The organism is Dactylosporangium sp. CA-233914, from assembly GCF_050942935.1.
Taxonomy (GTDB): domain Bacteria; phylum Actinomycetota; class Actinomycetes; order Mycobacteriales; family Micromonosporaceae; genus Dactylosporangium.
Map to the genome: position 1 here is coordinate 6,818,175 of NZ_CP192030.1, position 23,920 is coordinate 6,842,094.

22 protein-coding genes are annotated in these 23,920 nt (G+C 71.8%); 13 read left to right on the forward strand and 9 right to left on the reverse strand.

Annotation, left to right across the window (positions count from 1 at the left end):
* The first annotated feature begins 57 nt into the window (after positions 1-57).
* Positions 58-837 carry an aminoglycoside phosphotransferase family protein gene (locus ACQPY0_RS30555; protein ID WP_432967949.1) on the forward strand — a complete coding sequence of 260 codons (780 nt, stop codon included), beginning with the start codon at positions 58-60 and terminating at the stop codon, positions 835-837.
* Here the strand turns inward: ACQPY0_RS30555 and ACQPY0_RS30560 are convergent, their stop codons facing one another.
* Positions 838-1,053, reverse strand: coding sequence for a hypothetical protein (locus ACQPY0_RS30560; protein ID WP_432967952.1), 216 nt, complete (start codon positions 1,051-1,053; stop codon positions 838-840). It abuts the gene before it with no gap.
* 43 nt (positions 1,054-1,096) lie between these two features.
* On the opposite strand from ACQPY0_RS30560, the gene ACQPY0_RS30565 reads away from it, so the two are divergent.
* Complete coding sequence (locus tag ACQPY0_RS30565; protein WP_432967955.1) at positions 1,097-1,561, forward strand: MarR family winged helix-turn-helix transcriptional regulator; 465 nt, start codon at positions 1,097-1,099, stop codon at positions 1,559-1,561.
* A gap of 475 nt (positions 1,562-2,036) precedes the next feature.
* Here ACQPY0_RS30565 and ACQPY0_RS30570 read toward each other — a convergent pair whose 3' ends face one another.
* Positions 2,037-2,543 (reverse strand): DUF664 domain-containing protein, encoded by a 507-nt coding sequence (locus ACQPY0_RS30570; protein ID WP_432967958.1) that lies wholly within the window; start codon positions 2,541-2,543, stop codon positions 2,037-2,039.
* A gap of 57 nt (positions 2,544-2,600) precedes the next feature.
* Between ACQPY0_RS30570 and ACQPY0_RS30575 the strand changes: the two genes are divergently transcribed.
* Both ACQPY0_RS30575 and ACQPY0_RS30580 read left to right on the forward strand, forming a co-directional pair.
* The gene (locus ACQPY0_RS30575) at positions 2,601-4,187 is read left to right on the forward strand and encodes an MFS transporter (protein ID WP_432967961.1); all 1,587 of its coding nucleotides are present in this window, start codon (positions 2,601-2,603) and stop codon (positions 4,185-4,187) included.
* 114 nt (positions 4,188-4,301) lie between these two features.
* Positions 4,302-6,080 (forward strand): hypothetical protein, encoded by a 1,779-nt coding sequence (locus ACQPY0_RS30580; RefSeq protein ID WP_432967964.1) that lies wholly within the window; start codon positions 4,302-4,304, stop codon positions 6,078-6,080.
* Between the two features lie 197 nt (positions 6,081-6,277).
* Here the strand turns inward: ACQPY0_RS30580 and ACQPY0_RS30585 are convergent, their stop codons facing one another.
* Positions 6,278-7,366, reverse strand: coding sequence for an aminoglycoside phosphotransferase (locus ACQPY0_RS30585; protein WP_432967967.1), 1,089 nt, complete (start codon positions 7,364-7,366; stop codon positions 6,278-6,280).
* Between the two features lie 297 nt (positions 7,367-7,663).
* Here ACQPY0_RS30585 and ACQPY0_RS30590 point away from each other — a divergent pair, with 297 nt between their 5' ends.
* Together ACQPY0_RS30590 and ACQPY0_RS30595 are read left to right on the forward strand one after the other, a co-directional pair.
* Complete coding sequence (locus ACQPY0_RS30590; RefSeq protein ID WP_432995439.1) at positions 7,664-7,975, forward strand: DMT family transporter; 312 nt, start codon at positions 7,664-7,666, stop codon at positions 7,973-7,975.
* A gap of 145 nt (positions 7,976-8,120) precedes the next feature.
* A complete protein-coding gene (locus tag ACQPY0_RS30595) occupies positions 8,121-8,669 on the forward strand; it encodes a TetR/AcrR family transcriptional regulator (RefSeq protein WP_432967970.1) in 549 nt (182 codons plus the stop codon).
* A gap of 66 nt (positions 8,670-8,735) precedes the next feature.
* Here the strand turns inward: ACQPY0_RS30595 and ACQPY0_RS30600 are convergent, their stop codons facing one another.
* From ACQPY0_RS30600 to ACQPY0_RS30610, 3 genes are all read right to left on the reverse strand, one after another.
* On the reverse strand, positions 8,736-10,787 hold the full coding sequence (locus tag ACQPY0_RS30600) for a 3-hydroxyacyl-CoA dehydrogenase NAD-binding domain-containing protein (RefSeq protein ID WP_432995440.1): 2,052 nt from the start codon (positions 10,785-10,787) through the stop codon (positions 8,736-8,738).
* Between the two features lie 65 nt (positions 10,788-10,852).
* Entirely contained in the window at positions 10,853-12,064 is a 1,212-nt protein-coding gene (locus ACQPY0_RS30605; RefSeq protein WP_432967973.1) for an acetyl-CoA C-acetyltransferase, read from the reverse strand.
* Positions 12,065-12,078: 14 nt separating this feature from the next.
* On the reverse strand, positions 12,079-12,900 hold the full coding sequence (locus tag ACQPY0_RS30610; RefSeq protein WP_432967976.1) for a class I SAM-dependent methyltransferase: 822 nt from the start codon (positions 12,898-12,900) through the stop codon (positions 12,079-12,081).
* Between the two features lie 86 nt (positions 12,901-12,986).
* Between ACQPY0_RS30610 and ACQPY0_RS30615 the strand changes: the two genes are divergently transcribed.
* Positions 12,987-13,652: a winged helix-turn-helix transcriptional regulator gene (locus ACQPY0_RS30615; protein ID WP_432967979.1), complete on the forward strand. Its 666-nt coding sequence runs from the start codon at positions 12,987-12,989 to the stop codon at positions 13,650-13,652.
* Positions 13,653-13,906: 254 nt separating this feature from the next.
* Here ACQPY0_RS30615 and ACQPY0_RS30620 read toward each other — a convergent pair whose 3' ends face one another.
* Positions 13,907-15,214 (reverse strand): acyltransferase family protein, encoded by a 1,308-nt coding sequence (locus tag ACQPY0_RS30620; RefSeq protein WP_432967982.1) that lies wholly within the window; start codon positions 15,212-15,214, stop codon positions 13,907-13,909.
* Between the two features lie 85 nt (positions 15,215-15,299).
* On the opposite strand from ACQPY0_RS30620, the gene ACQPY0_RS30625 reads away from it, so the two are divergent.
* The 5 genes from ACQPY0_RS30625 to ACQPY0_RS30645 all read left to right on the forward strand — a co-directional run bounded on the left by ACQPY0_RS30625 (position 15,300) and on the right by ACQPY0_RS30645 (position 21,056).
* Positions 15,300-16,232, forward strand: coding sequence for a sugar nucleotide-binding protein (locus ACQPY0_RS30625; RefSeq protein ID WP_432967985.1), 933 nt, complete (start codon positions 15,300-15,302; stop codon positions 16,230-16,232).
* A 144-nt stretch (positions 16,233-16,376) separates the two neighbouring features.
* On the forward strand, positions 16,377-17,978 hold the full coding sequence (locus ACQPY0_RS30630; protein WP_432967988.1) for a cation:proton antiporter: 1,602 nt from the start codon (positions 16,377-16,379) through the stop codon (positions 17,976-17,978).
* A gap of 511 nt (positions 17,979-18,489) precedes the next feature.
* Positions 18,490-19,239 (forward strand): SAM-dependent methyltransferase, encoded by a 750-nt coding sequence (locus ACQPY0_RS30635; RefSeq protein ID WP_432967991.1) that lies wholly within the window; start codon positions 18,490-18,492, stop codon positions 19,237-19,239.
* A gap of 1 nt (position 19,240) precedes the next feature.
* Positions 19,241-19,480, forward strand: a complete 240-nt coding sequence (locus ACQPY0_RS30640; RefSeq protein WP_432967994.1) for a hypothetical protein — start codon at positions 19,241-19,243, stop codon at positions 19,478-19,480.
* 16 nt (positions 19,481-19,496) lie between these two features.
* Positions 19,497-21,056 (forward strand): hypothetical protein, encoded by a 1,560-nt coding sequence (locus tag ACQPY0_RS30645; RefSeq protein ID WP_432967997.1) that lies wholly within the window; start codon positions 19,497-19,499, stop codon positions 21,054-21,056.
* A 298-nt stretch (positions 21,057-21,354) separates the two neighbouring features.
* On the opposite strand, the gene ACQPY0_RS30650 is transcribed toward ACQPY0_RS30645, so the two are convergent.
* Both ACQPY0_RS30650 and ACQPY0_RS30655 read right to left on the reverse strand, forming a co-directional pair.
* A complete protein-coding gene (locus tag ACQPY0_RS30650) occupies positions 21,355-21,705 on the reverse strand; it encodes a DoxX family protein (protein WP_432968000.1) in 351 nt (116 codons plus the stop codon).
* A 174-nt stretch (positions 21,706-21,879) separates the two neighbouring features.
* A complete protein-coding gene (locus ACQPY0_RS30655) occupies positions 21,880-22,269 on the reverse strand; it encodes a hypothetical protein (protein WP_432968003.1) in 390 nt (129 codons plus the stop codon).
* A gap of 148 nt (positions 22,270-22,417) precedes the next feature.
* Here ACQPY0_RS30655 and ACQPY0_RS30660 point away from each other — a divergent pair, with 148 nt between their 5' ends.
* Positions 22,418-23,833 (forward strand): hypothetical protein, encoded by a 1,416-nt coding sequence (locus ACQPY0_RS30660; RefSeq protein ID WP_432968006.1) that lies wholly within the window; start codon positions 22,418-22,420, stop codon positions 23,831-23,833.
* Positions 23,834-23,920 lie beyond the last annotated feature (87 nt).

The following is a 23,920-nucleotide window of genomic DNA, read 5'->3' on the forward strand; positions in this document are numbered from 1 at the left end:
CTTTTGGCGTCTTTTTTGTTGCCCGAACGCTCTACGATAGCCCCCGGCTGGCTCCCCGTGCGAATCGATGTGGCATTTCACGCCGCCTGCCTCGGCCTGACCTACGAAGGGCCCTGCCGCGGCGGCGAGGTCGGCGCCGGTTTCGTCCGCTGGCCCGACGGCCGCCGGGGCGTGCTGAGCGAGGGCAATCCAGCGTCCGCACCATTGTTGGACATCGCCCGCGCCGCCGGCATTCCCGCGCCGCACTACGAACTCGTCGACGGCCGCGTCATCGTCCAGACCCTCCTGCCCGGCGCCCCGCCCGAACGGTTCGACGCCGCGCTGGTGGACGAGATGTCCGCCGTCAGCCGGCGCTGTGCCGGCCTGCTGCGCCACACCGAGGTCCCGCCGCTGCAGCTGTACCTGCACGAGCCCGGCCCCGGCTTCTGCCTCCACGGCAGCCTCGAAACCCACTCGCCGCGCACGGCCGCGCTGCTCGCCGCGATCCGGGCCTGCCCCCTGGAGCTCCTGCCCGGCGACGACCTGGTCCACGTCGACTTCCACCCCGGCAACGTCCTGGTCTCCCCCACCGGCGAGATCACCGGCGTCGTCGACTGGGACGGCGCCGGCCGCGGCACCCGCGCCTTCGACCTGGTCACGCTGTTGTTCTACGCGACTCGCCAGGCGCCGGCGCTGGTGCCGGGCCTGCTCGCCCAGGTCACCGACCTGGCCCCGCCATCCGTGCTGGCCGCGTGCTGGGCCCACATGAGCCTGCGCCAGGTCGACTGGTCGCTGCGCTTCCACGCCCAGTCCGTGGCGCTGGAGTGGCTCACGGTCGCGGAGTGCCCGCCGTTCTGATCAGCGTTTCTTGAAACCGCTCGGTTCCTGGGTCTGCCGGAACCGCTGCGCTTCCTGGAACCGCTCGGTTTCCTGAGTCTGCTGGAACCGCTGCGCTTCTGGAACCGCTCGGTTTTCCTGGTCGTTCTGGGACCGCTCCGTTTCCTGGAACCGCCCGGTTTTTCTGGGCCTTCTGAAACCGTTCGGTTTTCTGGAACCGCTCGCCGCCGCGGACATCGACCGGAACGGGCACCGCACGCGGGGTATCTATGCTGGTGACATGGCCGCCACGCTCACGCCGGACCTGTCGTTCCTGCTGGATCACACCAGCCACGTGCTGCGCACCCGGATGACGGCGGCGCTCGCCGAGATCGGCCTGACCCCGCGGATGCACTGCGTGCTCGCGCACGCGCTGGGCGAGGAGCGCACCCAGATCCAGCTGGCGGAGATCGGCGGCATGGACAAGACCACGATGGTGGTGACCGTGGACGCGCTCGAGAAGGCCGGCTACGCCCACCGCCGCCCGTCGAGCACCGACCGCCGCGCCCGGATCATCGCCGTCACGCCGGCCGGCGCGGAGATGGCGGCCCGCAGCCAGGAGATCGCCGACTCGGTCCACGCCGCAGTGCTGGACGCATTGCCGCAGGACGAACGCGCGGTGCTGGTCCGCGCCCTGACCCGCCTGGCCCAGGGTCACCTGGCGACCCCGGCCGAGGCCTCGGGCGTCCGCCGCGCCCGCCAGTAACAAGCCGTCACCGTCCCGCCACGCTAGGGACATTCTTGGTGCTCATGACCCTTCGGCATCGACCTATTCGCACACCGGTCGAACACCTAGGTCCCCGCGCCCCAGCACAGTGACACCTTCATCCCGCAACTTCACCGAACGCGTTGGACTTGTCGGCGGTGACGCTTTCCCCGCGCGGGGCTGCGACGGGCCGTGGACTGCCAACCCCTCGCGGGGACTACGCCGGGGCCGCGGACTGCCATCAGTTCCGGCCGCCGCGGATCGTTCCGCCAAACCTCACCGGACGCAGCGGATTTGTCGGCGGTGACGCCCTTGTCCCGCCGAGTTACACCGGGAGCGGCCTGGTCGCGGCGGCGGCGCGGCTGTTCACGCGGCGGATTGTCGAAGGGCCCCGGGCCGCGACGAGGTCGCGGCCCGGGGCGGCTTCGGCCCGACCGGTTCGTCGGGTGTCTGCGGCTTCACACGGCCCGCCCCCTCACTCGCCCCGACTGCCGCCCGCGAGCTCGGCGACGATGTCGATGTGCCCGACGTGCCGGGCGTACTCCTGCACCAGGTGGAACAGCACCCGTTCGAGGGGCGGCGGGTCGGCGCCGTCCCATCGCGGCCCGTGCGCACCGACCGTAGCGAGATCGTTACCGGTGATCACGGCACGGGTAATCTCGCCCTGCCTGCGCAGCTGCTCACTGAGCGTGTCGAGAGTCTCGCCAGGCGCCACATGCCAGCGGTCGTCGCGCCGGTCGCCCCACGGCTCGCCGACATCGCGGCCCAGGAAGCCCCACTCCAGCCAGCGCAGCTCGACGTACCGCAGATGTTTGAGCAGTTCGAGGGGTGTCCACCCGGACGGCAGCGCGCTGTGGCCGAGTGCCCCCGCCGGCAGCGAGGCGACGCGTTCCAGCAGCGTGGCGCGGAAGAAGTCCAGGTATCGCAGAAAGACCTCGGCCCGGTCGGTGGCCGGCGCGGTCGGCTCAGGGAAGGACGCCACAGATCCTCATACCGTAAGAGATAGTTCCGTGGCAGACGATCTGCTACGGTCGTGCTCATGGAACAGAACCGATGGCTCGCACTCGCCGTACTCGCGACCGGCATGCTCATGGTCATTCTCGACGGCAGCATCGTCACGGTCGCGATGCCGGTCATGCAGCGCGACCTCGGATTCACGCCCGAGGGCCTGACCTGGGTGGTCAACGCGTACCTGATCGCGTTCGGCAGCCTGCTGCTGCTCGCCGGCCGCCTCGGCGACCTGCTCGGCCGCAAGCGGGTCCTGCTCGCCGGCACCGCTGTCTTCGTCGCCGCGTCCGTGCTCGCCGGGGTGGCGTCCGGCCCCGCGATGCTGATCGCGGCCCGGTTCCTGCAGGGCGTCGGCAGCGCCATGGCCAGCGCGGTCAGCCTCGGCATCCTGGTCACCCTGTTCCCGCGGCAGCGCGAACGCGCCCGCGCGATCGGCGTCTTCTCGTTCACCGGCGCGGCCGGCGCGTCGATCGGCCAGGTCCTCGGCGGCGTGCTCACCGACGCCCTGAGCTGGCATTGGATCTTCCTCGTCAACGTGCCGATCGGCGCGGCCACACTCGCCCTCGCCGTGGCGTACCTACCGGACGACCGCGGCCCGGGTCTGCGCGCCGGAGCGGATCTGCTCGGCGCACTCCTGGTGACGGCCGGCCTCATGCTCGGCATCTGCGCCGTCGTCCAGACAAGCGGTAACCGTCTGCTCACCGTCAGTGCCGCACTCGTACTGCTGGCCGCGTTCGTCCTGCGCCAGGCCCGGGCCCGGAATCCGCTCATGCCGCTGCGCGTGCTGCGCTCCCGCCAGGTCGCCGGTGCGAATGCCCTGCAGATCCTCATGGTCGGCGCGATGTTCTCGTTCCAGATCCTCATCGCCCTATACATGCAGCGAGTGCTCCACTACACGGCGCTGCGGACGGGCCTGGCGATGCTCCCCGCCGCCCTCGCCATCGCCGCGGTGTCGCTCGGTGTTTCCGCCCGGCTGATCCAGCGCTTCGGCGAGCGCATGGTGCTCATCGCCGGTCTGGTGCTGCTCACCGGCGCGCTCGGGTGGCTGACAAGGCTGCCCGAGCATGCGCGGTACGCGACGGATCTCCTGCCGGTCATGCTCTTCATCGCCGGCGGGGGCCTGGTGTTGCCCGCGCTCACGGGCCTGGGCATGTCCGGCGCGCGCCCCGACGACGCCGGTCTGGCGTCAGGCCTGTTCAACACGACCCAGCAGCTCGGCATGGCGATCGGCGTAGCGGCCCTGTCGACCGTGGCCGCGGCCCGCACCGACGGCCGCCTGCACGCCGGCGCCACCGAGGCGGCCGCCCTCACGGACGGGTACCGACTAGCGTTCACCATCGGGGCGACACTGCTGGCCCTGTCGATCGCCGGAGCGGCACTACTGCTCCGCCCGGTTTCCGCAGCCCTACCGCTTTCCCCGGCGCCACCGGTTTCCACACCCGATCCGATTGCCCCGGCCACGTCCCGCGATCCGCTCGCCCCGGCAATATCTCCCGATCCGTCCGTAGCGGCCGAGCCGGCCCTTGCGCCGGCCTCCGACGAATGCGTCACGGATGACTCACGCTCCGGCAGCCCCGCAGCCCATCCGGCCGGTCGCGCACCAAGCCACTGTTCGTAGGTGTTCGATCACTCAACGGTCCACGTTGGCAGGGGTGGCCGGCCGAACAGGGCATGATCGGGTTCGGGGCGGGCTGCGGACGATTTCTCAGTCGCATCTGCAACACTGTCGCGCATGCTGCAGCGGGTCGGGGGCGCGTTGAAGGCGTCCGTGTTGTGGGTGGTAATGCCGGCGGTGGTGGCGCTCGGAACGCCGGCCGTGGCGTTCGGGTCGCCGGTCCTGACGTCGCCGGTGTTGCAGAAGGCGCCCAGCCCGACGCCGAGCTCGTCGTCCGCCGCGAACCCAAACCTCGGACCGTCACTGCCCGGTGTTGCGGCGTGCACGATCAGCGATCCCCAGGTCACCGAGGTCTCCGGGCTGGTCGTGACCGCGGACGGTTACGCGGTCATCAACGACAGCAACGTCGAGCGGTCTCGGGAGAAGATCTTCTTCCTCGACCGGGAGTGCCGGCTGACGCGCAGCGTGGGGTACCCGAGCAGCGCCTTCGACCCGGAGGACCTCGCGGTGGCGAAGGACGGAACGCTGTGGGTCGCCGACGTCGGCGACAACACGACGCTGACCGGCGGCTCGGGCAACCGACGCTCGTCGATCGCGCTGTGGAGCCTGGCGCCGGGCGCGAACACGCCGGTGATCCACCGCCTGGCGTACCCGGACGGCCGCGCCCGCGACGCCGAGGCCCTGATCATCGACGGTGACGGCCACCCGGTGATCATCACGAAGGACCCGGTCGGCGAGGTGTACACGTTCACCCAGCCGCTGCCGGCCAACAATGCCAGTCCGGCGTCGCTGACCCGCGCGGGGACGTTCAAGCCGCAGGCGACGGGGACCGCGAACCCGTACGGCATCGTGGGCACCGCGGTCGTCACGGGCGCCGCGATCAGCCCGGACGGCAAGCGGGCTGTGGTGCGCACGATGTCGGACGCGTACGAGTTCGACGTGACCAACGGCGATGTCGTCACCGCGATCACGGAGGGTACTGCCCGCATCACCCCGCTGCCGAACGAGCCTCAGGGCGAGGGCATCGCCTACAGCCGGGACGGCACCGAGTTCCTGACGACGTCGGACCAGCCGAAGACAAGCACGATCCTGCGGTACACCCCGTATTCGCCCCCGGCCGCACCTTCGGCCGCGCCTTCGGTGCAGGCCCAGGCCCCGAAGGCGAAGGACCGCTCGTTCCTGGACAGCCTGTCGCTGCAGGACCTGACGCGGATCGTCATCGGCATCGGCCTGTTCGGCGTCCTGATGATCATCGTCGGCGTGGTGGCGGTCATCCGCTCGCGCCGGCGCCGCCGCGCCCTGCTGGCCGGCGCGTCGACCGCTCCCGCCGGGGCCGCCGGCGCGGAGTCGCCGGAGGATGACGACCAGGTGCCGTCACTGTCCGAGCCGACGTCAGCGGACGCCGACGCCGCGTCACCTGAAGGCGACGCGGCGTCATCGCCCGGCGAGCAAGGCAACGAGCCGGGCGCGGTCGACGGTCTGAGTTCCGCCGGTGACCCACAGCAGTCAAACAACGCCGCCTCAGTCGAGGCGTCGAGCCCGGCCGAGACCGAGTCCACTGGCACCGAACGACCCGCGGCTGGCGAACCCCCGGCCGAAACTGGTTCCGCCAGTGGTCGACCGGCCCCGGCCGCCGGCACATCCGCGCCGGCGAAAGCGGAGAACGACGTGAACCCCGAGACTGACGCGAACCCGAAGAGTAGCGCCGAGCCAGGGGCCGACGGGGAGCCGGAAGCTACCGCGGACTCGGACTCGGACTCGGACGCGGAGGCTGGTGCGGCCCCGACCGGGGCTCTGGCGACCGCCTCGAGCAAGGCCGCGACCGCCGGCCGGCCGGCCAAGTCCACCAAGTCCACCAGGTCGCCCCGGACGCGGCGTAAGCCGGGCGCATCCTGACCGCACGCGGGCCGGCTCGCTCGTGATCAGGATCGGGCCGGCCGGACCTCCACAACGGTGAGCCTGGCGACCTCCACGACAGTGAACCGGTGACGTCCCCGGCCGTGGCGTACGGCGGGGCCGGCCCACTGACGGTCACCGCGAGCGAGGAGCGCCCGCCGCCGGTTGCGACCAGCTCGCTCTCTTCGACGCCGTGGTCAACGCTCGGTGGCCGCGAGCGCGAGCCCGATGTTGTGCTCGGCGAGGTCGAGCATCCACTGACGATGCGGAAAGTCGGTATCAGCAATCCGTAGCGGTCCCTCGATGAGCGACAGGATCTGCGCGAACCGGTACAGCCGCAGCCGATCCGGGTCCAGGTTTACAGGCCGCAGCGCCGGATAGCAGTCCCCGAAGCGCATCCGCAGCCAGGCGTGTTCCCACTCCACGTCGAAGTACGTGAGACCCTCGATGTCGATCAGCACCGGCCGCCCGGCGGATCTGACGAACACGTGGTCCGGCCCGAGCTCGCCGTGGACCAGCGCGTACTGCTGCCGCGGCCGCACGGCCTCGCGCAGCCGGTGGACGTGATCGGCAATCCGGTTCCGCGCCGCCGCGACCCGCGGGTCGCGGCCCGCCGCCGCGTCGAGGTGCCCGAGCGCCCGCGCGACGATGACGTCCTCGGTCGCCCGTGCCTGCGACGCGGTCCCGCGCGCGAGGTCGGCCAACCGCCCGTACTTGGGTCCGTACGTCGTGTGCATCCGCCGGAGCGCTTCGCCCAGCGCCGCCAGCGTTGCCGCCTGCGCACCGTCCGCATCGGACCGCTCCGGCCGATCGGCACGGTTCAGCAGTTCCTCGAGCCGCACCGAGCCGACGTCCTCGACGAGCGCGACGTCGCCGTTCAGATACCTGCCCCCGGCGGTGTCCATCCGGTCGTTCCTACCCGGTCTCGGGTGGAGCGCGGCGAGGGGCCGGCGGGGCTGTGCGGTGCTCGGGGCACGGTCGATGAACAGCAACCGCGGCACCGGCACGCCCACCGCAACCAGCGCCGCATGGTTGACGGCGAACAGCTCGGCGTCGTTGGCGTCCGTGAACGGATCGTCGGGGACGTTCACGGACGGGGGCCAGTAGTTCTCCCCGGACGCCCAGACGTACAGGATCGAGGCGGTGCCGTCGTCGAGCCGGAGCCGGTAGACGCCCTTCTTCGTCCCGCCGCTGAGCCGGTCCATGGCCGTGACCCGGCGATCGGTCCCGAACACGTCGCCGACCAGTTCGCGGACGTCGTCGGGGCCGAGGAACGTGCGGGTCACGTGGGTCGTCGCGGTGAGATCCCGGCATCGGCTCGGCGATGGCGTCTGCGATGCTTCCCTTGTCCCAGTGTCACGTGGCCGAAGCCTATCGGCGACCCCCGCCCGGACGCCATCCTCGTCGCCGGCCCGCCGGCGGACGCCTGTCACGCAGTGTGACCGGAGCCGAGTTACTGAATTACCGATAACCGCAATTTCAGTAATCGGTAATTGCCGCATCGTGCCGCCTAGTCGATGTGCCAGCCGAACTTGTACGATCGTACAAGTTCGGCGACTTTGGGGAGGGGTCTCGTGGCGTACATGTTCCTGGCGCTGGCCATCGCGGTCGAGGTGGTCGGCACAAGCCTGCTGAAGGCCACCGAGGGGTTCACGAAGCTCTGGCCGACGACGGGCGTGCTGGTCGCGTACACCCTCGCGTTCCTGTTCATGGCCCAGGCGGTGAAGCAGGTTCCGGTCGGCGTCGCGTACGCGATGTGGTCGGGCCTCGGAACCGCCGCCATCGTCGCGATCGGTGCCGTGTTCCTCGGCGAGCCCCTCAGCCTGCTCAAGGTCGCCGGGGTCGGCCTGGTGATCGCCGGCGTCGTGGTCCTCAACCTGGGCGGGGCGCATTGACCCGCCCGCACGGCGAGACGGCGGGCGTGCACACAGCGCCGCCCTCATCGGCGGCCGGAAGGCAGCCGGTGGGGCGCCGGGACCCCGGCCCTGCCGAGCGCCGGCGGCAGCGCGGCAGTGACGCAGTGGCGACCGCGGGTGAGCGATGAGCCCCCGGCGCGATCCCGAGGGACGCAAGCGCGCCCTGGCGCAGGCCGTTGTCGAGACCGTCGCCGAGGTCGGGGTCGGCCGCACCACCCACCGGATGGTCGCGGCCCGCGCCGGTGTCCCGCTGGGCGCGACGACGTACTACTTCCCGACCCTCGGCGACCTGATCGCCGCCGGGCTCGCGCTGGTCAGCGCCGACATCGCGGCCGAAACCGCGCAGTGGCGGGCAGCCGTCGACGAGGGAGCCGGCCGGGGGCAGGACATGCCGGAAGTGCTGAGCCGGCTGGTCGCGGAGTACCTCGCGGACCAGCCCAAGGCGCTGCTGGAGTACGAGCTCTACCTCGCCGCCGCCCGCGTTCCCGCGCTGCGCCCGCTCGCCCGGGCCTGGCTGGACGGCATCCACGACCTGCTCGCGCCCATCGCCGGCGACGAGCCGGCCAGGGCGATCAGCGCGCTCCTCGACGGCGCGATGCTCCAGGCCGTGGTCACCGGTGACCCGCTCGACCAGCAAAGCCTCGAGCGGGCGATCCGCACCCTGGCCGGCTGACCGGGCGCGCAACCGATCCGGGGCGTCCGCGAACCCACCGCGGACGCCCCGGATCGCAGGTAGGCGTTACTGGAAGGTTGAGCCCTCGGCGGCCTTGGCCAGCAGCAGCGGCGGCGGGGTGAACCGCTCCCCGTACCGCTCGGCCAGCTGTTCGGCCCGGGCGATGAAGCCTCGCAGCCCGCCGTCGTACTGATTGATGTACTGCAGCACGCCGCCCGTCCACCCCGGGAACCCGATGCCCAGGATCGAGCCGACGTTGGCATCCGCGACCGAGGTCAGCACCCCCTCGTCGAGGCACTTCACGGACTCGATCGCCTCGGCGAACAGCATCCGCTCCTGCATGTCCTCGAACGGAACGTCAGCGGACGGCTGCGCGAAGTGTTCCCGCAGCCCGGGCCACAGGCCGGTGCGCTTGCCGTCGGCGTACTCGTAGAAGCCGGCGCCGCCGGAGCGGCCCGGGCGGCCGAAGTCGTCCACCATGCGGTCGATGAGCTCGTCGGCGGGGCTCGGGGCCCAGGTGCCGCCGGCGGCGGTCATCGCGGCCGCGGTCGCGTTGCGGATCTTCTGGGGCAGGGTGAGGGTGAGCTCGTCCATCAGCTGCAGGACCGGCGCGGGGTAGCCGGCCTGCAGGCTGGCCTGCTCGATCGACGGGGCGGGCACGCCCTCGGCGAGCATGCGCAGGCCCTCCATCGTGAACGTGCCGATGACGCGGCTGGTGAAGAACCCGCGGCTGTCGTTGACGACGATGGGCGTCTTCTTCAGCAGCCGTACGACCGCCAAGGCCTTGTCCAGGGTGGCGTCCGAGGTCTCGGCGCCGCGGATGACCTCGACGAGCGGCATCTTGTCGACCGGTGAGAAGAAGTGCAGGCCGATGAAGTCGCCGCGGCGGCGCACACCGTCGGCGAGCATCGAGATGGGCAGCGTGGAGGTATTAGAGCACAGCAGCGCGTCGGGTGCCACCACGTTCTCGACCTCGGCGAACACCTTGTGCTTCAGGCCCGGGTCCTCGAATACGGCCTCGATGACCAGGTCGGCGCCGGCGAGGTCGGCGACCTCGGCGGTCGGGGTGATGCGGTCCAGGAGCGCCTGGTCGTGGCGGCGGCTCTCGGCGTACGACTTCCCCTGCCGCGCGGCCTGCAGCGTGACGTCCTTGAGCACCACGTCGAGGCCGGCCTTGGCGCACACGTAGGCGATCGCGGCGCCCATCATGCCGGCGCCGAGGACGGCGACCTTCTTGAACGTCACGTTCGAGGCGCCGCGGGAGTTCGCGGCCTGCAGGTCGAAGAAGAACGCCTTGATCATGTTCTTGGCGATCTGGCCGGTGGCGAGTTCGACGAAGTACCGGCCCTCGATGACGAACGCGTTCGCCAGGTCGACCTGGGCCCCCTCGACGGCGGCGCAGAGGATGTTCCGCGGCGCCGGATACGGGGCGCCTTTGAGTTCTTTACGCAGCGTGGCCGGGAACGCGGGCAGGTTCGCCGCGAACTTGGGGTTACTCGGCGTGCCGCCCGGGATCTTGAACCCCGCGACGTCCCACGGCTGCACCGCGTCCGGGTTCGCGGCGATCCACTCCCGCGCCCGGTCGATGAGCTCACCGGCGGGCGCGATCGAGTGGACCAGCCCGACCTGCAGCGCCTTGGCGGGTCGGTGCCGCTGCCCCTTCAGCAGTACCTGCGTGAGCGCTTCGGTGATGCCGAGCATCCGCACCGTGCGGACCACGCCGCCGGCGCCGGGCAGCAGGCCCAGCGTCACCTCGGGGAACCCGATCTCGATGCGGGCGTCGTCGGCGACGATACGGTGGTGGCAGGCCAGGGCCAGCTCCAGGCCGCCGCCGAGTGCGGAGCCGTTGATCGCCGCGACGACCGGCCGGCCCAGCGTCTCCAGCCGGCGCAGCAGGTCCTTCACGCGCGTCGTCGACGCCATGACCTCGGCGGCCTGGTCCGGGCCGATACTGCCGAGCAGTTCCAGGTCGCCGCCGGCGAACCAGGTCTTCTTCGCCGAGGTCAGGATGACGCCGGCGATGCCGGCCTGTTCGGCGTGCAACCGGTCGACCGTGGCGGCGAACGCGTCGGTGAACGCGGCGTTCATGGTGTTGGCGGAGCGGGCCGGGTCGTCCATGGTGAGCAGCACGACGCCGTCCTCGCCGCGCACGTAACGGATGATGTCCACGTTGCTCCCCCGGTTCACAGTCGCTCGACGATCGTCGCGATGCCCATGCCGCCGCCGACACACATCGTGGCCAGCCCGTAACGCTCGCCGCGTCGCTCCAGCTCGTCCACGAGCGTGCCGAGCAGCATGCCACCCGTCGCACCCAGCGGGTGACCCATGGCGATGGCGCCGCCGTTGACGTTGACCTGGTCCAGGTCGAAACCCATGTCCGCGGCGAAGTGCAGCACGACGGCGGCGAACGCCTCGTTCATCTCGACCAGGGCGATGTCGTCGACGCTCAGCCCGGCCTTGGCGAGGGCCTTGCGGCTGGCCGGGGCCGGTCCGGTGAGCATGATGAGGGGGTCGGCACCGCTGACCGCCGCCGCGACGATCCGGGCACGGGGCGTGAGGCCGTGCTCCTGACCTGCGGCTTCGCTGCCGACGAGGACCAGCGACGCGCCGTCGACGATGCCGGAGGAGTTGCCGGCGGTGTGCACGTGGTCGATCCGCTCGATCCAGTGGTATCGCTGCAGGGCCACGGCGTCGAACCCGCCGATCTCGCCGATCGTGGCGAACGACGCCGGCAGCGCACCCAAGCCCTCCATCGCGGAGGCGCGGATGTGCTCGTCACGGTCGAGCACGACGAGTCCGTTGCGGTCACGCACGGGTACGACCGAGCGTGCGAAGTATCCGCCGGCCCACGCCTTCGCAGCGCGAGTCTGCGACTCCAGAGCGTAGGCGTCGACGTCCTCGCGGGTGTATCCGTCCATGGTCGCGATGAGGTCCGCGCCGATGCCCTGCGGCACGAACGCGGTCGCCAGGTTCGTCTCGGGGTCCATCGCCCACGCGCCGCCGTCGGAGCCCATCGCCACACGTGACATGGACTCGACACCGCCGGCGAGGACGACGTCCTCCCAGCCCGCCCGGATCTTCTGCGCGGCGATGTTCACCGCTTCCAGCCCGGAGGCGCAGAACCGGTTCAGCTGTACCCCGGCCGTGGTCTCGCCGAGCCCCGCCGCGATGGCCGCGATGCGGGCGATGTCGGACCCCTGGTCGCCGATCGGCGAGACCACGCCGAGCACCACGTCATCGATCCGGGCGGGATCGAGGCCGGGGTTGCGTCGGCGCAGCTCGTCGATCAGCCCGACGACCAGCGAGATGGGTTTGACGCCATGCAGCGAGCCGTTCTGCTTGCCCCGGCCGCGCGGTGTGCGGATGGCATCGAAAATGAAAGCCTCAGTGCTCACCTACTGAAGAGTAACTACCGCTGGGTCGGCTCACCAGAGCGCACCGCGGTCAGCAGCAGATACTCCCACTGCATGGAGCCGTCGCCGGCCCGGAACCGCGCGGCCAGCGCGTCGAGCGCCGCGTCGAGTTCGGCAGTGCGGGCCGGGTCGTCGGCCAGCGACCGGTAGACGGCGAGCGTCGGCCCGTAGTTGGTCTTGAAGTACTCACGGAACGCGTCCGGCTCGGCGAACCGCTCGATGCGCACCGTCCGTAGTTCTGTCGTCACCTTCTCGGCACGGTCGCCGAGCAGCGCCTGGACGTGGGCCTCGTCGCCCCACAGCGGCGCCGGCTGCGCACCGGCCGGCGGCGGGGCCGCGAACGGCTTCATCGCGGCGAACAGCTGCCCGACGAACCCGGCCGGGGTCCAGCTGATCAGCCCGATCGTCCCGCCGGGCCGGCACACCCGCACCAGCTCGTCGGCGGCGGCCTGATGGAACGGCGCGAACATGACGCCGACGCAGGAGACCACGCAGTCGTACTCCGCGTCGCCGAACGGTAACGCCTCAGCGTCGGCCTCGATCCACGCCAGCTTCGCTCCCTGCTCGCCGGCGAGCCGCTCGCCGGTCTCGAGCAGCAGCGGCGTGAGATCGCTCGCGGTGACGTCGGCACCGGCGAGTGCGGCGGGGATGGCGACGTTGCCGGTGCCGGCGGCGACGTCCAGGACCCGCTGCCCGGGCCCGATGCCGCACGCCTGTACCAGCACCGGCCCGAGGCTCGGAATGATCTCGGCCGCGACCGCCGCGTAATTCCCGGAGGCCCAGACAGCCCTGTGCTTTTCCTTCAACGGTGAGGTCATGGTTGCACGCTAAGTGACCGAATTCGGCACCCTCCAGTACAGAATCTGTACTGAGCGCGCCGCGACCGGGTCCTACGCTGCCGGGCATGGGCACCGGTTACTACCAATTCTGCCCCGTCGCCAAGGCGATGGAACTGCTCGACGAGCGCTGGACGATGCTGATCCTGCGCGAAATGATGGCGGGCAGCGACCGCTTCAACGACCTGCGGCGCGGCCTGCCGCGGATGTCGCCGGCACTGCTGTCCAAGCGCCTGCAGCACCTGAGCGTGGCGGGCCTGATCCGCAACGACGACGGCCGGTACGTGCTCACCGACGCCGGCCACGAGCTCGGCCCGATCGTGGAGGCGATCGCGGTGTGGGGCGCACGCTGGATCGGCGAGATCGGCGACGCCGACCTGGACCCGAAGCTGCTGCTGTGGGACATGCACCGCCGGGTCGACCACGACGCGGTGCCGCCGGGCCGCTCGGTCGTGCAGTTCGAGTTCACCGACGTCCGCGGCGCGGCCCGGCACTGGTGGCTGGTGATCGCCGCCCGCGAGGCCGACGTGTGCGACGCCGACCCCGGCTTCCCGGTGACCGTGACGGTGGAGAGCACCCTGCGCCGCCTGACGGAGATCTGGCGCGGCGACGTGACCTGGCAGCACGGCCTGCGCGACGGCGCACTGCGGGTGCGCGGCCCGGAACACGTGCGCCGCACGCTGCCGGCGTGGTTCACCCTGGCCCCGTACGCGTCCGCCGCACGCCCCGTCTGACCCGCACCGCCGTCCGCCGCTCCGCGGGCCGGGTCGAGCGAAGAAGTCGGCCGTGTTCGGCGCGAACGGCCTGTCGGCCGGAATCCGCCAGGGTCACCGGGTAGATAGCGGAGGGTGACGGTGGCGCCTCCGCGCCGAGCCGGCGGAACTCGTCCGGCGCGTGGTACACGAACCGGTACTGCCGCCGGTCGCGTGCCGTGAGCGCGTAACCCGCCCCGGGACCTCTGCCGTGCGGGCGCAATCCCGGGGCGGCCTCAGCGTGTCCCCGGTGCGGCCAGTGCCCGGTCGTCGTCGGCCGCTGCCGGCGCCTGCATCACACCGCGCGACGACACCGAGTCACCCCGCCGGTGCTCGAAACGATGGAACGTCAGCCAGCACCCGACCAGCACGGCCGCGAACACCGGCAGCCACAACAGCCGCACCAGCACCCACGAGGAGCCCTGCGGCGCGGTGTGCAGCCCGGCCAGCGGCCCCGGCGTCAGCAGTGTCACCGCGAGCAGCGACGTCTGATGCCACAGGAAGATCGTCATCGCGGAGAGGTTCACCACCGTCACCGCCCGCCACAATCGGCGCTGCCGCATCACCCGCCGCAGCACCGGCATCAGCAGCAACGCCGCGCCGCACTGCGCGATACCGAACGTGACGGCCGCCAGCGTGGGCGGGTTCAGGTTCGAGATGCCCTGCCCGGGCACGCCGACCATCGACACCGGGTACCCGAACCAGCGAGTCAGCACGACCGTCGCCCCGACGCCGCCCACGAGCAGTACCCATCCGCTCACCTGGGACCGCAACTGCCCGCGCGACCAGGCCGCCCCGAGACAGAACGGCACCAGCCACCCGGCGGCGAGGTTCACCCACCCGATCCACGCGGGCGCGTCCAGCCCGAACCGGCCGAGATCGACGAAGGCGACCACGGCGAGCGGCCACAGGGGATGCAGCCGCCCGGCGAGGGGCCGCGCCATGGTCAGCGCTGCGAACACGAGCAGGAACCACAGCGGTGACGCCACCAGCTTCAGCACCGGGTACGACCGGATCGCGGCGAAGAACCGATCGACCGCTCCGTTCTCGACGCCGGGTGATGCCGGGCTCACGTACTGCCACAGTGCCGCCGCGATGACCAGCGCGCTCCAGACGGCCACCAGCACGAGCACCGGCCGGAACAGCCGTTCGAGCCGCCCCGCCAACCAGCGCCGGTAGCCCGCCGCGCCGCCGGCCGCCGCCCCGGCGTCCCCGGCTCCGGCGCCCGTCCTTCCTGCGCAGTCGCGGCGTTGAACCAGATGGGTTCGGGTGCCGCCGTGAGGGCGACGGTCGGCGACCAGACGGCTATGGATGGCGAGCGGATGGCTACGGATGGCGAGCAGGCCACCGACGAAGAAGAACAACGCCAGCGTCTGGAACAGCCACGACGCCGGTGACAGCCACGGCACCGCCCGCAGCGGGCTCGCCACCCGCACCGTGTCCCCGTCCACGACGACGGCGGTCACCAGCCAGTGCCCGAGCACCACACCGAGAATCGCGATGGCGCGCAGGGCGTCGACGGCCCGGTCACGTTCGGTTGTCATGACGCGGACCGTACGAGCGGGGCACGGCCCGCCACGTCACGCCACGGAGCGATCCCCGGGTAGCTCTGCGGTACTACTGATGTTCATGGCGCGAATGCTGATCACCGGCGGAACCGGTTCGCTGGGCCACCGGTTGGTCGCCCGGGCGCTCGCCGCCGGCCACACCGTCCACGCGACGCACGTGAGTCCCCGCCCAACGGCGCGGCCGGGCACCCGGCTCGGCGCCGCCGCCCCGGCGGACCCGATCGGTGGCCAGGCGGACGGGACCGGTGGCGAGGCCGAGTGGATACGGCTCGACATACGCGACCGGGACGCGGTCCGTGACGCCATCGTCGCTGCAAGCCCCGACGCGGTCATCCACACCGCGGCGGGACGGGACCGCAACGACTGGCCGTCGACCGCGGACGGCGCGGCGAACGTGGCCGCGGCGTGCGGGCCGGCGGTCCGCCTGGTGCACGTGTCCACGGACGCCGTCTTCTCCGGCCGGGCGGGCCGCGAGTACACGGAGCGTGACACCCCGGACCCGATCTACCCGTACGGCGCGGCGAAGGCGGCTGCCGAGACCGCGGTCCGCGCGATCGCCGCGGGGGCGGCGATCGTCCGCACGTCACTCATCCTGGGTGACGGCAACGGCGCCCACGAACTGCTGACCCACGATCTGGCGTCCGGCCGGGCCGACGGCGTCCTGTTCACCAACGAGATCCGCAAGCCGGTCCACGTCGACGACCTGGCCGACGCGCTGCTCGAGCTGGCCGAGGACGGCTACGCGGGCGTGCTCAACGTGGCGGGCGCCGACGCCGTGAGCCGCTACGAGCTCGGCCTGCTCGTGGCGCAGCGGGACGGTCTCGACCCGGCCCGGCTGCGCGCCGCGACGACCGAGGGCCGGCCCGGCGACGTCCGCCTCGACATCACCCGGGCCGCCGCGACGCTGCGGACCCGCCTGCGCGGCGCTCACGAGTTCATGCTGCCGGCCTCGAACCCGCCGGCCGCCGCCCCGCCGGAACCCGGCCGCCGGTAGGCGAAGCCGGCCCGGCACCGGCTTCGCCGTCCCTCACCCGCCCCGCGGCGATGCGACCACCCGATCGGTGCCGGCGCCGGGCGGCGCAACGAAACCGTCCGTGTGAAATACGGGCGAACCGCCGGGACATTAGGGTGATCCTTCGTGAACGGTGTCCAGCTGCTGCTCATCATCGTCGGCGGCATCGCGGTCTCCGCGATCGCGCACCGCAGAGGCGTCCAGCCCGGCCTCGTCGTGGTCATCCTGGCCGCGGCGGCGTCGTTCATCCCCGGGATGCCGCGCCTCGAGCTGGACAGCGAGCTCATTCTCGCCGTCGTCGTGCCGCCGCTGCTGTATTCCGCGACGCGTACCGCCTCGTTCTCCGGCTTCTCGCAGAACCTCTGGCCGATCCTGACCCTCGGCGTGACGCTGGTCGTGCTGACCACGGGCGCGGCGGGGCTGGTCGGCAGCTGGCTGATGCCGGCGATCGGGCTTCCGGCGGCGCTGCTGCTCGGCGCGGTCCTCGCCCCGCCGGACACGATCACCACCGTCACCCACGGCGACGAGCTGGGCCTGCCGCGCCGGGTCACGGCGATCCTGACCGGCGAGAGCCTGGTCAACGACGCGACGGCGCTGACCCTCTTCGGCCTCGCGGCGGCCGCGGCCGGGGCCGAGGAGACGCTGTTCGACAACGCGTTCGGCCTGTTCGCGTACACCGCGGTGACCGGCCTGGTCGTCGGGGCCGTGTTCGCGGTGATCGCGCTGTGGCTGCGGCCCCGGCTGCACAATCCGGTGCTGGAGACGTCGCTGGCGCTGCTGCTGCCGTTCACCGCGTTCCTCACCGCCGAGCAGATCCACGCCTCCGGCATCCTGGCCGTCGTGTGCTGCGCGTTCTCGTTCAGCGTCAACACCACGCTGGACCCGAAGCACCAGTACGCCAGCGCGTATCGCACCCGCCTGCAGGAGGATTCCGTCTGGCCGGTGCTCGACTTCCTGCTCGAGACGTTCGTGTTCGCCTACATCGGGCTGCAGCTACGCTTCGTGATCGCCGACCTCGCCCACGCCGCCGCGAAGCCGGGCCTGTCGATCACGTTGATCAGCGCGGCGGTGCTGCTGGTGACGGTCATCGTCTTCCGCGTCGCCGCCGTGTGGGTCATGTTCACGTGGTGGGACATGCGCCGCCGCGCGGTCGAGCGGCGGATGGCCGGCGATTCGCGGTTCCGGGAGCGGGCGATGCGCCGTGCGCAGGGCCGGCTGAAGCGCCGCCGGTTCGGCCAGGCCGCCGGTGAGTGGACGGGGCCGCTCGGCGCGCCGACGCCTCGCGAGTCGCTCATCGTCGGCTGGACCGGCATGCGCGGCATCCTGACCCTGGCGGCGGCCGCGGCGGTACCACACACCCTGCACAACGGTGAGGAGTTCCCGGGCCGCGACGCGATCCAGGCGATCGCCCTGTTCGTCACGCTCGGCACGCTGCTCATCCAGGGCACCACGATCCGGGCCCTGGTGCGCCGCCTCGACGTCGACACCGCGGGCGAGCGCCGCCGCGCCGCCGAGCTGCTCGAACGCGGCAAGGACCTGGTGTGGGGCGCGGTCACCCACGGTGGGCCACCGACGGCGGCGGACTTCGACGCGCAGCGCACGGCGGTGGTCAGCGCCGTGATGCGCGGCGAGCTGGACGACGACACGGCCCGGGTCCTGGTGCACGACGTCGACCTGCGCCAGGCCGCGGAGTCCCATCTCGCCCGCAAGGAGCCGGTCGAGTCCTGACTCGCCGCGCCGCCGCTTGCTCCGCACCGGCGCAGCCGTGGGCCGCGTGCTTCGGCGGTGGCCGGTCATGCGGCCGGAGCGAAGCGGAGGCCGCACGACCTCCTGGCTGAGCCCATGATGACCGGCCCCGCCGCCCAGTCTGGCTCGATGAGCTTCGCGAGGATCGACCCAGACAAGGCGCCGCCCAGTCTGGCTCGATGAGCTTCGCGGGGATCGACCCAGACAACGCGCCGCTTCGCTCCGGACCGGTCACGACACGAGCACGATCCGCTGCCCGGGTTCGACCGGCGCGATCCGTGCCTCGGTGACCTCCGACAGTGGCCTCGCCCTGACCGGGCACCTCACCCCCGAAGAGCGAGCGCTGCTCACCACCGTCGCCGGGACGATCGTGCGCATCGAGCCATGACAGCGCGCACGCCGACTCACGAAAGACACCCGCGCCGGGCCGCGAGCGAACGCCGGCGGCGAACACTCGTGGGCACCGGTCGTATCGGCTGAAACGGTCACCCGCATGGATGTCCTGAGCATGCACGAAATCGCCGAGGCCGGGCACCGGATCCTCAACCCGCTGACCGAGGAGAAGCTGATGCTCCTCGGCGAGATCTGCCGGCTGCGCCCTGGCCAGCGGCTGCTCGACCTGGCCAGCGGCAAGGGCGAGATGCTGTGCCGGTGGGCGGACACGTTCGGCATCGAGGGCCGCGGGGTCGACATCAGCACCGTGTTCGTGCCGGCGGCCCGCCGGCGCGCCGTCGAGCTGGGGGTCGCCGATCGGGTCGTGTTCGATCTCGGCGACGCCGCGGAGGCGGTGCGGGGTGAGCACAGGGAGTACGACATCGTGGCTTGTATCGGCGCGACCTGGATCGGCGGCGGCCTGGCCGGGACCGCGGACCTCATGCACCGCGCCGTCCGTGAGGACGGCCTGCTGCTCATCGGCGAGCCGTTCTGGGCCGACGACACGCCGCCGGACGCCTGTGCGGGGCTGGGTATCCCGAAGGAGGAGTTCACCACGCTGGCGGGCACGCTCGACCGGCTCGAGCGCGCCGGGCTGGAGCTGATCGAGATGGTCCTCGCCGACGGCGACAGCTGGGACCGGTATGTGGCCGCGCAGTGGTGGACGGTGTCGGACTGGCTGCGCGCGAACCCGGACTCGCCGGACGCTGTGGCGATGCGCCGATACCTGGAGCACAGCCGGCGCACGCACCTGCGGTACCAACGTCGATATCTGGGTTGGGGGGTCTTCGTGTGCCGCACCGATCGGTAACTTGCTCGGCACGCGCGCGGCGGTGTTCGACGGCACCGGCGCCTGCGTCGCCCCGGTGCTGTCGCTGGTCGAGGCGCCGGGTGATGCGCATCTGGCCGCGCGCGGCACGTTCGTCACCGTCGACGGCGTCGCGCAGCCGGCGCCGCGGTTCTCGGCTTCGTCCCCGGCGCCGCCTGGCCCGCCGCCGCTGCCCGGCCTGCACGCCGGCGAGGTCCTCGCCGGCTGGGGGATCGCGCCGTAGGACAGAATGGCCCCGCATGAGGCATCTGCGCCGTGCGCTGATCGGCATCCTCGCCGCGGTGGGACTGTTCTTGGCGTACCTGCGCATGGCCCGCGCGGTGACGGTGAACAGCGACGGTGCCAGCAACGCGCTGCAGGCGTGGGACGTCTTCCACGGCAACGTGCTGCTGCGCGGCTGGACCTTGTCCGATGTGTCGTTCTATCCGACGGAGCTCATCCAGTACGGCCTGATCCAGATCGTCACCGGGCTGACCACGGATCAGATCCACATCGCCGGGGCGCTCACGTGGACACTGGTCGTGCTGGCGGCCGCCTGGCTCGCCGCGTCCGTCGCGCTCGCACCGGACGCACCCCGATGGTCACGGTGGGTGGCGGCCGCGGTCGCGGTGGCGTTGCTGCTGGTCCCGGCGCCGGGCGTCGGCTACCAGACGCTGCTGTCGTCGCCGAACCACACCGGGTCCGCGGTGCCGCTGCTGCTCGCCTGGCTGCTGGTCGACCGGGCCCGTGACCGTGCGTGGCTGCCGTACGCGGTCGCGGTGGTCCTGGCCTGGGGTGCGATGGGTGACCCGCTGATCACGTTCGTCGGGGCGGTGCCGCTCGTCGCCGTGACCGCGCTGCGGGCCCTGCGCGCCCGGGACCTGCGCGGTGCGGATGCGCGGCTCGCGCTGGCCGGGATCGTGTCGGTGCTGCTGTCGCACGGGGTGCTGTGGCTGGTCGAGCGGGCCGGCGGGTTCCGGGCCCCGCATCCGCCGATCGAGTTGTCCCCGGTCGTGCAGTGGCCGCAGCGGGCGCAGACCGTGTCACGGATGGTGAGCATCCTGTACGGCACGAGCCGCCCCGGCATCCAGTCACCCTGGGTCGAGGCACTGCTCCAGGCGGTGAGGGTTCCGGGGCTGATCCTGGCCGCGGCGGCCCTGGCGCTGACCGTGGTCGCGGTGCTGCGCGGCACCGCCGACCGCGTCGACGCCGTCCTCGCCGCGGCCATCATCTGCGATCTGGTCGCCGAGATCGTCTCGACGCTGCCGATCGACGCCCTTGCCACCCGTGAGATCGCGCCGGTACTGCCGATGTCCGCCGTCCTCGCCGCCCGGGTGACGACGCGACTGCTGTCCGCTGTCTCCCGGGTACGGATGGCGCGGGCCGGCCTGGCGTTACTGACGGTGGTACTCGTCGCGCAGCTGGCCGCCCTCGTCGCCTATGCCCCGCCCCGCGCGGAGCCGATCGAGGGCCAGGAGGCGGCGGACTGGCTGCGGGGGCAGGGCCTGAGGTACGGCCTCGGCTCGTACTGGGTGTCGAACAACATCACCGTCGGAACCTCACGGAAGGTCACGGTTGTGCCGACGCTCAGTGGAGGCGGACGGCTGGTCGGGATGTGCTGGCAGACGCACACGGACATGTACGACGCGACCGCGCACGATGCCCGGTTCGTGGTGCTGGAGAAGCAGCGCCCGATGTACGGCACCCCCGCCGACGTCACCGCCCAGTACGGCCCGCCGGTCATGCGTCACGACTTCAACCTCTACGTGATCTTCGTCTACGACCGGAACCTGCTGGAGGGCTTCACCTCCACCTGCTGATCCGCACGCCCTGGGCAGCGGCGTACAGGACCTCCCGCGTATCCGTGGCCTGTGCTCACCACGGGGTTCGGCGTGTCGTTCGCCCTGCCGGCCCTGGCGAGCGCGATCGTGAGCGCCGCGCCGCCGGGCGCGACGGGCGTGGCCTCGGGTGCCGGCGCCAGATTCTCGGCACCTGACACAGAGTTCCCGCGAATTCCGCTCAGCATCACCGTCCGCAGGGGATCCGTTCCGTACCGGTGCGGCCGGGAACGGCCTCGACAAGTTCCGTGACGGCGTGCACCGTCCCCGGCCGATTGCGTCACCAGCGGTAGCCGAGGTTCACGGCGAACGCGGCCGCGACGGTCACGAAGAACGCGGCCCAGCCGACGAGCTTGCGGGAGCCGACCCGCAGATGGGCGATGAGCGCGCCGACGAAGTACAGCACGAGGCCGCCGGCTGCGAGCGTCCCCAGCAGCGGCACGGCGAACCCGGCGAGCAGTCCCAGCGTGCCCGCGGCCAGCAACAGCCCCAGCACCGGCACCCACGACCGGGGAATGCGTTTCATGTCGGCCTGGGCCTTCGGGTAGTCGTGCCCGAGCAGGTAGGTGACGGCGGCGCTGCCGGTGAAAACCGCGGCGACGCAGGTGACCGTGACGTAAGCAGCGAACACAAGCCCTCCTCGGTGACTGCCCCCAAGGACGCTCGATCCGCCGGAAACGTGACGCGGTCCGCGTTCACCGCTCGCCCGGTGCCGGACTGGCGCTGCCGTGGGAGGCCGGTTGTTCACCGAAGCGCCGGCCTCCGACACGGTGCCTCGACGGACCCTCGTCAAACGGGACCGCCGTCACATCAACCAGCCGCCAGGGTTCTGAACGGCCGCGATCTCGTTCATGACCCGTTCAGTGACGGGCAGGAACTTCCCGTAGCCGAGCCAGGGACTGAAGCGGTAGTCGGGGTGGATCTTGCTCTGGATCCGGACGATGAAGCGGGTCAGTGACGGCCCTTGATGGAGCAGGCCGGCGGCAGCGGCGCGAACGTCGTCGGGGATGTCGTCTCGGTGCCGTCGGCCTGCGCGGATCTCCGCCTCGATGGCGATCAGGAGGCGATGCCGCCGGTTGGCCCGCAGGATGCCAACTGGCAGACGACAGCTGTCACTCAACGGTTCCGCTGGGGCAGGGCGGTCAGCACCGGCGTCGCCAGGGCCGGGGCCCGTCGAACTCGCGCGCTGCAACATAACCGTCATTATGGTGTATCCGTCGACACCGCCGCCGAAGCGCTCCCCGGGGCCATCTCGGCCAGATTATCGAATTATTGGTAATAGCAATTCGATAATCGGGCGAGTCGCGCGCCGGACCGGCGGGCAATCGCCTACGCTGTGCTCCGTGACAGAGTCCCGTATCGACGTACGGCTCGGCGAGGACGGGTCCGCGGCCGCCGAGTGGCTCGTGGACGAGCGTTCCGGCGAGGAGCGCCCGTGCGCGTACTGCGGAAAGCCGGTCCCGCAGCGCAGCGCGGCCGGGCGACCGTTCCGGTACTGCCGCGACAACGACGGCGAGTGCCAGCGCAACGCCCGCAACGCGCGGATGCGGCAGCGTACGTCGCCGGGGCTGACCGGTCAGGTGGCCCGGGCGTTCGAGATCGCGGAGCGGCTCGAACACGCGCTGAGCGATCTCGTGGAGGCGCTGCACGCGGAGGTCTCCCCCACCGGCATCGAGCGGCAGGTCGCCGAGGCGCGGGCGGAGGCCGCGGCGGGCCTGGTCGCGGCGCACGCCGAGCGGGACGACGCCCGGGAGGAGACCCGCAAGGCGCGGGCGCAGCTGCAGGAGGCCCGCGTGGAGGCGGCGCGACTGCGGGCCGAGGTCGACGAGTCCCATGAGGCGGCGATGCAGGCGCGCAACGACCTGTTCGACGCGCAGGCCCGCATCCGGTCGGCGCAGGACGACACCGAGCACGTACGCGGGGAGAGCATGGCGCGCATCGCCGAGATGCAGCAGCGGCTCGACGCCATGGAGCAACGGGCCCGGCAGGTCGCGCAGGACGCCGCCGAGCACGGCCACCGGGTCACCGCGGAGGCCGATGCGAAGGTCGCGGCGGCGCAGGACAGCGCCGAGCGGCGGGTCGCGGACGCCCACGAGGCGGCGGCCGCGACGGTGGTGCAGGCGCGCAGCACGGCCGAGCAGGCGATCACCGAGGCGAAGGCGTCCGCGGCGGCGACGGTGGCGGAGGCCAGGGCGGCGATGGAGCGTACGGCCGCCGATGTCCGGGCCGCCGCCGACCGCTCGATCGCCGAGGTGCGCACGGACGCCGACCGCAGGATCGCGCAGATCCAGGCTTCGGCGGAGGAGGCCCTCACCGTGGCGCGGGCGGCCGCGGACCGGATGGCCGCGCAGCACCGGGAGGCGGCCGACGCCACGGCCGCGGAGCGGGACGCGGCGCGCCGGGAAGCGGCGACCGAGGCGGCGCTGCGGGCCGAGGCGTACCGGGAGCGCGACGCCGCCCGCGACCTGGCCGGCACCGCACTACGTGAGCGTGACGTCGCGCACACAGCCGTGGAGCGGGCGCTGCGCGAGGGAGCGGAGACGCAGAGTCGGCTGCAGCGGCGCCTGGACGCGGAAGGTGCGCGGGCGGCGGGGGCCGAGGCGGCGCTCATTTCCGCACGTGAGGAGCTCGTCCGGCTGCGGGCCGAGGCGGACCGGGCGCACGCCTGGGCTGATGATCTCCGCGATCAGGTGACGCAGCTCACGGCGGCACTCACCCGCCTGACTGTGTCCGGAAGCGTTCCGCCGTCCTCCGGGTGAGAACGGTCAACCGCCAGGGTGACCTGCCGAAACTACTTTGGGTGAGCCGCGCGGCGAAACACCTTCAGTGGTCGATCATTGAAACTC